Source organism: Roseovarius sp. MMSF_3281 (genome assembly GCF_030733685.1).
In the GTDB taxonomy this organism is placed as follows: domain Bacteria; phylum Pseudomonadota; class Alphaproteobacteria; order Rhodobacterales; family Rhodobacteraceae; genus Roseovarius.
The window spans coordinates 93,540-105,227 of the sequence record NZ_JASHIM010000002.1 but is presented as its reverse complement, the minus strand read 5'-3'; the positions used below and the strand labels follow the sequence as shown (position 1 = coordinate 105,227).

Here is an 11,688-nt window from a genome sequence, read left to right as displayed (position 1 = left end):
CTGTAGTAGGTTAACTACACGTAAGGGAGTATTGCCAAATGATTCTTTTCCGAAAAACACCGATAACTCGAGTTTTTTGGCGTAAGACTCTCATGCGGCTAAGGCGGGTCACAACCGTGGCTTGTACCAGCCTGACCATGGCCTTGCCCCTTTGCGCACAGCAATCTGATGCGGGCGAATCGGTGCCTTGTCTCATAAAGGCGTCAAAGCAAATCGACGTTGCGGTCGAAGTCGCTGGCCGGGTCGAAGAGGTCTCGGTCGAACCCGGGCAAACTGTGGACAAAGGCGACCTTCTGGTACGCCAGAGCGCCGCGCCCGAACGCGCCGCGCTGGCGCTGGCCGAACGGGCGGCCGCCGACACCTCGACCATCGAGGCCGCCGAAGCACGACTCGACCTGCTGAATGCGCAGGAGTCGCGCATGTCTCAACTGATCGGCAAGGACCTTGTCGCCCAAAACACCTATGACAGCCTGCTGGCCGAGCAGGTGACCGCGCAGGAACAGTTACAGCGCGCACGCGAAGACCACATCCGCGCCACCCTTGAACGCGACAGGGTTAAGGCCGAATTGGCTCAGCGCGTTATCAAGGCCCCGATATCGGGCCTTGTCACAGAAGTCGATATCGAGGCCGGCGAACTGGGCGATCCGCAGGTGCCACTGCTTCGGCTTGCGGTGCTTGATCCGCTGCTGATTGCCGCTTATTTACCGATCCGCTTGCACGGGACGCTTACACCCGGGCGTGAACTGACGGTCAAGCCCGAGCCGCCGGTAGGTGGCACGTATCAAGCGCGCATCGAAGTGATCGACAAGGTCTACGATCCCGCCTCGGGCACGTTCGGTATCCGACTGTACATGGACAATCCGCAAAACACCCTGCCCGCGGGCATCCATTGCACCCTCGAAGTTCCCGGCTGACCAGTCTCGGGACATTTGTCTGCAAGGCAGCTTGAAGACCACAACCCCTGCAAAATCCCGAAAAATTTGGACTGTTGAACATAACTGGGGTTGGCTCGAACATATGAGCGAAGCACCTGCAAACACCCCTCAGAGTATAGGGAGGATATCTGCCTTAAAACCGATGTTCTAGAAAGGGGAATGGTGCCCAGGAGAGGACTCGAACCTCCACGTCCATACGGACACTAGCACCTGAAGCTAGCGCGTCTACCAATTCCGCCACCTGGGCAGGTGTCGTGAGGCAGGCGTTTATCCCTGCCCCATCGCACTGTCAACGGAGATTTTACAACAAACCCCGCATTCGTCATATCGTCTTGTCCAATCGGCACTTCAAGGGTAGGAAAGTGGGCGAAAACGCACCAAGCGCCGGAGGCCACCCATGTCGAAACTTGTCACCATCTATGGCGGATCGGGATTTGTGGGACGCTACATCGCGCGGCGGATGGCACAGGCGGGGTGGCGGGTTCGCGTGGCTGTACGCCGCCCGAACGAGTCGATGCACGTCAGAACCTACGGCGTTGTCGGCCAGGTCGAGCCGGTATTCTGCAATATCCGTGACGATGAAAGCGTCCGTTCGGTGATGCTGGGCGCGGATGCGGTTGTGAACTGCGTCGGCACCTTTGATCGCAAGGGTCGCAACAACTTCGATGCCGTGCAGCACGAAGGCGCCGAGCGGATCGCCCGCCTTGCGACCGAAGAAGGCGTTGAAAGCTTGGTTCATATTTCGGCCATCGGGGCCGATGCCGAATCCGACAGCATCTATGCCCAGACCAAGGCACAAGGCGAGGCAGGTATTCTTGAAGCCTTCCCGAAGGCCGTAATCCTGCGCCCCTCGGTCATCTTTGGGCCCGAGGACAACTTCTTTAACCGCTTTGCGGGCATGACCCGGTTCAGCCCCTTCCTGCCGGTCGTGGGCGGCAACACGAAGTTCCAGACAGTTTACGTGGATGACGTAGCCCATGCCGCCGCCAAGGGTGTGATGGGTGAGGCCGCACCGGGTATTTACGAACTGGGTGGCCCGGATGTGAACACCTTCCGCGAGTTGATGCAACAGATGCTGCAAGTGATCCGTCGTCGCCGGATCATCGTCAACCTGCCTTTCTGGATGGCCAGTATCATGGCCGGGGTCATGGAGTTTGTCCAAACCATCAGCCTTGGTCTGATTCCGCCGCAGATCACCCGTGATCAGGTGCGTAGCCTGAAGGTGGATAACGTGGTGTCCGACGACGCCAAGGACTTTGCCGACCTAGGGATCGAACCCACGTCGCTTGAAGCGGTGCTGGAAGATTACCTGTGGCGTTTCCGCCCGGCGGGCCAATACGAGGCGATCAAGGAATCGGCCAGTAATCTGCGCGCCAATTAACTGTAGGCAATAAACAAAAGCACCACGCCCAGCACGATGCGGTAGATCACGTAGGGCGTGAAGCTGACGCTGCGCAACAGCCGCATCATCAGGGTCAAAGCCAAAAGCGCCGAGACAAAGGCAAACCCGGCTGCGATTGCGCCATCGCGCATGACAGCTGCGTTGGCTTGCAATGCAGCCTCCCCTGCCAAAAGCGTACCGCTTTCGATAATCACCGGGATCGACATCAGCATCGACAGGCGCGCGGCATCCGACCGGGCATAGCCCATGAAGCGCGCACCGGTGATGGTGATGCCCGAGCGCGAGGTGCCGGGTATCAGGGCTATCGCCTGCCAGACGCCCATGACCATCGCATCGCGCATCGACCAATCCTTGGCCTCGCGCGTCGTCTCACCGGCTTGATCAGACCAATAAAGCACGATGCCAAAGACAAGCATCGTCCATCCGATCACCGCGATTGAACGCATCTGATCATCCAGGCCCGTCATCTTGAGCAGCAGGCCAAAGGCAACGACCGGGATCGACGAAACGATCATCAAGAAGGCAAGCTTGGACCCTTCGGTGTCCACACGCCCTGCAAGCGCCCGTGGCAGACCTGTCAAAGCCAGCTTCACGTCGCGCCAGAAATACAGGATGACAGCAAATAATGTGCCGACGTGAACCGCCACATCAATCGCCTGTCCCTGATCTTCAAGGCCCGTGAGGTTCGGTAAAAGAATCAGGTGGCCAGAGGACGAAACCGGCAAGAATTCGGTCACGCCCTGAATGATGGCAACCAGCAATAGATGGAACAGGGGCATTGACCAGATCCCGCAAGTAAAGCTGAAGTAGCTATAACCGATTGAGTTTATGAGAAAAGTCATCATTTATGTCCGATTCGGACCTAAGTTTTTAAGATTTCCCTACCACGTCGTTCTCGGGTGATGGAAATTTTTAACATTAGGTAACTCTTTCTGACTTTAATTTCACAGAGGCTTGCTTTAGACAGACTCGGCACAAGTCAATTCCGGAGGCCATGCCGTGGCAAAGCAACCGATGCTGAAATTCGTGAAAGTTGAGCGCGTCATGCCCGAGAAACGGGCGGCGGACGCGCGCAACAAGGATTTCCATGAAATTTACGCTGAATACGCCGACGAAAAGGCCAAAGAGCAGGCCAGCCGGTGTAGCCAATGCGGCGTGCCCTATTGCCAAAGCCATTGCCCGCTGCACAACAACATCCCCGATTGGCTGCGTCTGACAGCGGAGGGGCGTTTGCAGGAGGCCTATGAGGTCTCTCAGGCGACCAACACCTTCCCGGAAATCTGTGGTCGCATCTGCCCGCAGGACCGTTTGTGCGAAGGCAACTGCGTGATCGAACAATCGGGCCACGGCACCGTGACGATCGGCGCGGTCGAGAAGTATATCACCGATACAGCCTGGGAAGAGGGATGGGTTCAGGCCATCGCGCCCAAGGCGGAACGTATTGAATCCGTTGGTATAATCGGCGCTGGCCCCGGTGGTCTTGCCGCCGCTGACGTGCTGCGCCGCGAGGGCGTGCAGGTGACGGTTTATGACCGTTACGATCGCGGTGGCGGGTTGATGACCTACGGGATTCCGGGGTTCAAGCTGGAAAAAGACGTGGTCATGCGGCGGATGGAGCAGCTTGAGAAAGGCGGCGTTGAGTTCGTGATGAATTGCAACGTGGGCGAGGACATCTCGTTCGAGGACATCCGCAACAAGCACAACGCCGTGCTGATCGCCACGGGCGTTTACAAAAGCCGCGATTTGCAGGGGCCCGGCTCGGGTGCCGATGGCATCGTGCGAGCCTTGGACTACCTAACTGCAAGTAATCGCTTGTCTTTTGGCGACAGCGTCCCCGAGTACGACAGCGGCGAGTTGAACGCCGAAGGCAAGAACGTGGTGGTTGTCGGCGGTGGTGATACCGCGATGGATTGTGTGCGGACGGCCATTCGCCAAGGGGCGAAATCGGTCAAATGCCTGTATCGTCGGGACCGGGACAACATGCCGGGGAGCCAGCGCGAAGTGCAAAACGCCGAGGAAGAAGGCGTTGTTTTTGAATGGCTTAGCGCGCCCAAGGGCTTTGTTGGCAACCCGGTGAGCGCAGTCAAGGTGCAGCAGATGCGCCTTGGACAACCCGACGCCACAGGCCGCCAAAGCCCCGAACCCATCGAAGGCGCAGAGCATGACGAGCCTGCCGATCTGGTGATCAAGGCGTTGGGCTTTGAGCCGGAAGAGCTGCCAACCCTTTGGAATCAAAAGGAATTGGAGGTCACCCGCTGGGGCACCGTCAAGGCCGATTTCGGCACCGGCAAGACCGCGATGGAGGGCGTTTACGCCGTGGGCGACATCGTGCGCGGGGCATCCCTGGTGGTTTGGGCCATCCGCGATGGGCGCGACAGTGCCGCGGCGATCCTTGACCATCTGAACGCGGCGCAGACCGTCGCGGCGGAGTAACAAAACGTACAACTTGTACAGAATGTACGCGAGTTTTGTACGAAAATCGGGGGTCACCCCGAGAGAAACGTACAAGTTGTACGAAACGCGCCCCAAGCGGCGCAAAGAACAGCAAACAGGGCAACAACCCTGACCCACCGAATGAAGGAAGGGTTAACGATGACGAAACTGGATCTGAACTGGAAAGCCGCCGAAGAAGCCAAGCGCCAATGGCTGGCCGAGAACGGCATGTACCACGAAAGCGAGGAACATTCCTCCTGCGGGGTGGGTCTTGTCGTGTCGGTGGATGGCAAGCCCAGCCGCAAGGTCGTGGATGCCGGGATCGAAGCGCTGAAAGCGATCTGGCACCGCGGCGCCGTGGACGCCGACGGCAAGACCGGCGATGGCGCGGGTATCCATGTGCAGATTCCGGTGTCGTTCTTCTATGATCAGATTCGCCGCACGGGCCACGAGCCGCATCAGGATCAGTTGATGGCGGTTGGCCAGGTGTTCCTGCCGCGCACCGATTTCGGCGCGCAGGAAACCTGCCGGACCATCGTTGAAACCGAAGTGCTGCGCATGGGGCATTCGATCTATGGCTGGCGACATGTGCCGGTGGATGTGTCCTGCCTTGGGGAAAAGGCCAATGCGACGCGCCCCGAGATCGAACAGATCCTGATTTCGAATGCCAAGGATATCGAGGAAGAAGAATTCGAGCGCGAACTTTACGTGATTCGCCGCCGGATCGAGAAAGCCGCCGCCGCGCAGGGCATCAACGAGCTTTATATCGCGTCGCTGTCGTGCCGCAGCATCATCTACAAGGGCATGATGCTGGCCGAGCAGGTGGCGGTGTTCTATCCCGATTTGCAGGACGAGCGGTTCAAAAGCGCCTTCGCGATTTATCACCAGCGCTATTCGACAAACACTTTCCCGCAGTGGTGGTTGGCACAGCCGTTCCGGATGTTGGCCCATAACGGCGAGATCAACACCCTGAAGGGCAACGTCAACTGGATGAAAAGCCATGAGATTCGCATGGCCTCCAGCGCCTTTGGCGACATGGCCGAGGATATCAAACCCATTGTGCCGGGCGGGTCGAGCGACTCGGCCGCCCTGGATTCGGTGTTCGAAGTTCTGGTCAGGGCCGGGCGCAGTGCGCCGATGGCCAAAACCATGCTGGTGCCTGAAAGCTGGTCCAAGCAGGCCGAGGAACTGCCCGTTGCCTGGCGCGATATGTATTCCTATTGCAACTCGGTCATGGAACCGTGGGACGGCCCCGCCGCCCTTGCGATGACCGATGGCCGCTGGGTTTGTGCCGGGCTGGACCGGAACGGGTTGCGCCCGATGCGGTACGTGGTGACGGGCGATGGTTTGGTCATTGCCGGGTCCGAGGCCGGGATGGTTTACGTGGACGAGGCCAGCATCGTCGAGAAAGGCGCGCTTGGCCCCGGCCAGATGCTGGCCGTGGACATGAAAAAAGGCATGTTGTTCCACGACACCGAGATCAAGGACAAGCTGGCCCGCGCGCTGCCCTTTGGCGATTGGGTTGGCAAGATCAACGATCTTGACGAGAAGCTATCGGGCATCGCCGAGATGCCCTTGTTTACGGGCGCCGACCTGCGCCGCCGCCAGATCGCGGCGGGCTATTCGGTGGAGGAACTGGAACAGATACTTGCGCCCATGGCCGAGGACGGCAAGGAAGCGATTGCCAGCATGGGTGACGACACGCCCAGCGCGGTTTTGTCGAAAACCTATCGTCCGCTGAGCCATTATTTCCGCCAGAACTTTAGCCAGGTCACGAACCCGCCGATCGACTCGCTTCGCGAATTCCGGGTGATGAGCCTGAAAACGCGGTTCGGCAACCTGAAGAACGTGCTGGATGAATCAAGCGCGCAGACCGAGATCCTTGTGCTGGAAAGCCCCTTTGTGGGCAATGCCCAGTGGGACGAGTTGATGCGCCAGTTCCAAGGCGACGTGGTTGAGATAGATTGCTCGTTCGAGCCGGGCGAAAGCGCGCTGAAAGCCGGGCTTGAGCGTATCCGGGCCGAGGCCGAGGACGCCGTGCGCAGCGGCGCGGGGCATCTGGTGCTGACCGATCAGCATTTGGGCGAGACCCGCGTGGGCATGCCGATGATCCTGGCCACCAGTGCCGTGCACAGCCACCTGACCCGCAAGGGGCTGCGCACCTTCACCAGCCTGAACGTGCGCAGCGCCGAATGCATTGACCCGCATTATTTCGCCGTGCTGATCGGGGCGGGCGCGACCGTGGTCAACGCCTATCTGGCCGAAGACAGCCTTGCCGACCGGATTGATCGGGGCCTGCTGGACGGCACCCTGACCGAGAATGTCGCGCGTTTCCGCACCGCGATTGATCAGGGTCTGCTGAAGATCATGTCGAAGATGGGGATTTCGGTGATCTCGTCCTATCGCGGTGGTTTGAATTTCGAGGCCGTGGGCCTGAGCCGGGCGATGTGCAACGAGTATTTCCCGGGCCTGACCAGCCGGATCAGCGGCATCGGCGTGAGCGGCATTCAAGGCAAGTTGGAAGAGGTTCACAAACAGGCCTTCCAAGGCGGCAAGGATGTGCTGCCGATCGGCGGCTTTTACAAGATGCGCAAAAGCGGTGAGACCCACGCGTGGGGCGCGCAGACGATGCATATGATGCAGATGGCCTGTAACAATGCCTCTTACGAGCTGTGGAAACGCTATTCGACAGCAATGCAGGCCAATCCGCCGATTCACCTGCGTGATCTGATGGCGATCAAGCCGATGGGCGATGCGATCCCCTTGGAAGAGGTGGAAAGCGTCACCGCGATCCGCAAGCGGTTCGTGACACCGGGCATGAGCCTTGGCGCGCTTAGCCCCGAGGCGCACAAGACGCTGAACGTGGCGATGAACCGGATTGGTGCGCGCTCGGACAGTGGCGAAGGCGGGGAAGACCCGGCGCATTTCGTGCCGGAACCCAATGGCGACAACCCCAGCGCCAAGATCAAGCAGGTGGCAAGCGGCCGGTTCGGCGTGACCGCCGAGTACCTGAACCAGTGCGAAGAGCTTGAGATCAAGGTGGCGCAGGGTGCCAAGCCCGGTGAGGGCGGGCAGTTGCCGGGGATGAAGGTGACCGACCTGATCGCGCGGCTGCGCCATTCGACCAAGGGCGTGACCCTGATTTCACCGCCGCCGCACCACGATATCTATTCGATCGAGGATCTGGCGCAGCTGATCTATGACCTCAAGCAGATCAACCCGACGGTGAAGGTTACCGTGAAACTGGTGGCGCAATCGGGCGTGGGCACGATTGCCGCCGGCGTGGCCAAGGCCAAGGCCGACGTGATCCTGATTTCGGGGCACAATGGCGGCACGGGGGCCAGCCCGGCCACCTCGATCAAATATGCCGGTCTGCCGTGGGAGATGGGCATCACCGAGGCGCATCAGGTTCTGTCGATGAACAAGCTGCGGGATCGGATCACCCTGCGGACCGATGGCGGTTTGCGCACCGGGCGCGATATCGTGATGGCGGCAATGATGGGGGCCGAGGAATACGGTATCGGCACCGCCGCGTTGATCGCCATGGGTTGTATCATGGTGCGTCAGTGCCAATCGAACACCTGCCCCGTGGGCGTATGCACGCAGGACGAAAGCCTGCGCGCCAAGTTCACCGGCAATGCCGACAAGGTTGTGAACCTGATCACCTTCTACGCGCAGGAAGTGCGCGAAGTGCTGGCCAGCATCGGCGCGCGGAGCCTGGACGACGTGATCGGGCGGGCCGACCTGTTGACACAGGTCAGCCGCGGCTCGGCGCATCTGGACGATCTGGACCTCAACCCGATGCTGATCACCGTGGATGGGGCCAAGGACATCACATATGACCGGGATCGCCCACGTAACCCGGTGCCCGATACGCTGGACGCGGAAATCGTGCGCGATGCGCAACGCTTCCTTGAGGACGGCGAGAAGATGCAGTTGCACTACGCGGTGCAGAACACGCACCGGACGGTGGGCACCCGCCTGTCGAGCCACATCGTGCAAAACTTTGGCATGCGCAACAACCTGCAACCCAACCACCTGACGGTGAAACTGTCGGGGAGCGCCGGGCAATCACTGGGCGCCTTTGCGGCACCGGGCCTGAAGATCGAGGTCAGCGGCGACGCCAACGACTATGTCGGCAAGGGCCTGTCGGGGGGCACCATCGTGGTGCGCCCGCAGCAATCCAGCCCGCTTGTGGCATCCGAGAACACGATCATCGGCAACACGGTACTTTACGGCGCGACCGGTGGCTACCTGTTCGCCGCAGGCCGCGCAGGCGAGCGTTTCGCGGTGCGAAACTCGGGCGCGAAAGTGGTGGTCGAGGGCTGTGGCTCGAACGGGTGTGAATACACGACCGGGGGCGTTGCCGTGATCCTTGGCAGCATCGGGGCCAACTTTGGCGCGGGCATGACCGGCGGCATGGCTTACCTTTATGACCCAGAAGGCGCCGCGGCGAACCTGATCAACATGGAATCGCTTGTTACCTGCCCGGTGACACAGGCCCATTGGCTGGCCGAGCTGGAGGAACTGGTAGAGCGCCACGCCGCCGAAACCGGCAGCCGCAAGGCACAGGAAATCCTGCAATACTGGGATATCGAAAAGGGGAACTTCCTGCAGGTCTGCCCCAAGGAAATGCTGGATAAACTGGCGCATCCGCTGGGTATTGAAGAGGGTGCCATCCCGGCCGAGTAAGACACTCCCCCGCGCGGCAACCACAGGCCGCGCGGGAACTTTGACGGATGCGGCGCGTTTTCCAAGAGCAACATTGCCGGAAAACCACCCATGTCCGATCTGTTCATCATCGCCTTTGACGATAAGGACGCCGCGTTCGCAATGCATAACCACCTGGGGGCATTGCGCGCCGAACAACGTCTTGAAACGCAGGACACCACCATCGTCACCCGCGATGGTGAGGGTACGCCCACCATGCACCGGCCCCTGAACGTGCCACTGGCGCAAACACTGGGCGGTACGATCTGGGGGCTGGTTCTGGGTGCGGCCTTCGTTGCGCCGGTTGCCGGGGCCGCGGTGGGCGCCGCCACGGGCGCGCTTTTGGGCCGTAACCGCGACCCTGGCGTGGACAGCGGTTTTCTGGAACGTATCGCCGAAAGCCTGCCGCCGGGCGGCTCGGCCCTGTGCCTTCTGGTGCGTGACCTGGACCATGACGCGGTAATGCAGACCATCGCCGATTTTCCCAAGCGCGGCACGCTGATCCAATCCCCGATGGACGACGCCGAGGAAGCCCGATTGCGTGCCCTGGTGAATTCAGAACCGACCGAGTGAGCGCATAGACCCTTTTGCAAAAGCCGCGCCAAGGCTATAGCTGAGCGGGATGGCAAAGGGCAGGCGCAAATCCACCAAACGCCGCACCGACGGGTTTCGACCGCTGCGCTGGTTGCGGCGGTGGGTGTTGCGCCTGTTTCTGGGTTTTGCGGTTTTCGTGCTTCTTGCGGTGATCGGTTATCGCCTGCTGAACCCGCCCACGACCTATTACATGCAGCAGGAAAAATGGCGGCTGGGACAGGTTGATCACCAATGGGTGCCCCTGGATGCGGTGGCCCCGGTCATGGCGCGGTCGGTCGTGGCCGCCGAGGACGCCAATTTCTGCAATCACTGGGGATTCGACATGTCGGCCATTCGCAATGCGATTGCCGATGGCGGCAACCGGGGGGCATCGACCCTGAGCCAGCAGGTGGTCAAGAACGTCTATCTCTGGCATGGTCGGTCATGGCCGCGCAAAGCCTTGGAGGCGGCGATTACGCCGCTGGTCGAGGCGGTTTGGCCCAAGCGGCGGATCATCGAGGTTTACCTGAACGTGGCCGAGTTCGACGAAGGGATTTTCGGGGTGGAAGCCGCCGCGCGGCATTACTTTGGCATCGGCCCCGAGGCCCTGAGCCCGGTGCAGGCGGCGCGATTGGCCGCCGTTTTGCCCAACCCGAAGGAGCGCAATGCGGCCAAGCCCTCAAGCTGGTTGCGCAAGCGGGCGGCGGGAATCATGGATGGGGCGGCCACCATTCGCCGGGACGGGCGCGCGGATTGTTTTGAGTGACAAAGCCAAGCGGAACATCCACGATGGGTTTGATTGACCTTTCGATACGATTTTCAGCATGAATGATTCCGACCCTGCATCCCCGAAACAAACGCAGCCCTTGCGTAGGCTAATAGGCTCTATTCTTGCTGGACTGGGTGGATTGCTAACCATTTTGGCGGGGTATGAATTGATCGTGAAAGACCGCGCGCTGCCCTATGCCTCGGCCAATTTTAACATGTGCGGTGCCGATCAAGTCGCCGCCTACGGCGACCAGGGCTTCGCCTCATTTCAAGAGTTTTTCAGCGCACTGCATGAAACACGCGAAGGGGTTATTTTTCTTGATGTCACCTTTTCCCATCTCTGCCTTGATGAATTGATGAGCCTTCGCGAGATAGACTATGACGATGGCGGATATCAGAACCTTGATCTTGTCCAACAGGTCGTCTGGTCCGGTTTTCATGGGCCACGAAAACCCGGTGTTGGTTTCGAACTGAACGAGGGTGAACGGCGAGCTACTCTTTACAAGGACCCGGAACTTTTGATGTTGTCGCTCAGCGAGGGGGCTTTGAACATCGGAACCGAGATCAAGTTTTCCCACCTCCGCGACAAGGCGCTGTCACGCTACTATGTGGCGGAAACCGAAACCTCGGTTGAGCGATTGCGGGGGGTGTTTTTCGTCTCAAGCGTGCGGGACGCGGGCTATGACCAAACGCGGCTGTTGCCGGTGGGGTATAGTGATGGCCTTTGGGCGAAATACAATTGTTCGCACGGCTTGTCGCGGGGTGACGGAACGCTGGACCTTATCGGGCGGTATTGGCGGCATTGCCTGCGCGGAGTGCAGGTTCCATTCCTACCAGAGTAAATGAGGGACGCGCGTTCCCTTGCCG

General features: G+C 60.0%; 8 protein-coding genes and 1 tRNA gene. 7 read left to right on the top strand and 2 right to left on the bottom strand.

Annotated elements, in window-relative coordinates:
- Window positions 1-137: 137 nt before the first annotated feature.
- Window positions 138-914: an efflux RND transporter periplasmic adaptor subunit gene (locus RBB32_RS03290; protein WP_306151255.1), complete on the top strand. Its 777-nt coding sequence runs from the start codon at window positions 138-140 to the stop codon at window positions 912-914.
- A gap of 181 nt (window positions 915-1,095) precedes the next feature.
- Here the strand turns inward: RBB32_RS03290 and RBB32_RS03285 are convergent.
- Window positions 1,096-1,182, bottom strand: a tRNA-Leu gene (locus RBB32_RS03285).
- Window positions 1,183-1,332: 150 nt separating this feature from the next.
- Here RBB32_RS03285 and RBB32_RS03280 point away from each other — a divergent pair.
- Complete coding sequence (locus tag RBB32_RS03280; protein WP_306151254.1) at window positions 1,333-2,316, top strand: complex I NDUFA9 subunit family protein; 984 nt, start codon at window positions 1,333-1,335, stop codon at window positions 2,314-2,316.
- On the opposite strand, the gene RBB32_RS03275 is transcribed toward RBB32_RS03280, so the two are convergent.
- Window positions 2,313-3,116: an undecaprenyl-diphosphate phosphatase gene (locus RBB32_RS03275; protein WP_306151253.1), complete on the bottom strand. Its 804-nt coding sequence runs from the start codon at window positions 3,114-3,116 to the stop codon at window positions 2,313-2,315. The two genes, RBB32_RS03280 and RBB32_RS03275, sit on opposite strands and share 4 nt — an antisense overlap.
- Window positions 3,117-3,336: 220 nt before the next feature.
- On the opposite strand from RBB32_RS03275, the gene RBB32_RS03270 reads away from it, so the two are divergent.
- From RBB32_RS03270 to RBB32_RS03250, 5 genes are all read left to right on the top strand, one after another.
- Complete coding sequence (locus RBB32_RS03270) at window positions 3,337-4,770, top strand: NAD(P)-dependent oxidoreductase (RefSeq protein WP_306151252.1); 1,434 nt, start codon at window positions 3,337-3,339, stop codon at window positions 4,768-4,770.
- A gap of 159 nt (window positions 4,771-4,929) precedes the next feature.
- Window positions 4,930-9,462: a glutamate synthase large subunit gene (gene gltB / locus RBB32_RS03265; RefSeq protein WP_306151251.1), complete on the top strand. Its 4,533-nt coding sequence runs from the start codon at window positions 4,930-4,932 to the stop codon at window positions 9,460-9,462.
- 90 nt (window positions 9,463-9,552) lie between these two features.
- Window positions 9,553-10,053 carry a DUF1269 domain-containing protein gene (locus tag RBB32_RS03260; protein WP_306151250.1) on the top strand — a complete coding sequence of 167 codons (501 nt, stop codon included), beginning with the start codon at window positions 9,553-9,555 and terminating at the stop codon, window positions 10,051-10,053.
- 49 nt (window positions 10,054-10,102) lie between these two features.
- Complete coding sequence (mtgA, locus tag RBB32_RS03255) at window positions 10,103-10,819, top strand: monofunctional biosynthetic peptidoglycan transglycosylase (protein WP_306151249.1); 717 nt, start codon at window positions 10,103-10,105, stop codon at window positions 10,817-10,819.
- A 142-nt stretch (window positions 10,820-10,961) separates the two neighbouring features.
- Window positions 10,962-11,663 (top strand): hypothetical protein, encoded by a 702-nt coding sequence (locus RBB32_RS03250; RefSeq protein WP_306151248.1) that lies wholly within the window; start codon window positions 10,962-10,964, stop codon window positions 11,661-11,663.
- The last annotated feature ends 25 nt before the right edge of the window (window positions 11,664-11,688 follow it).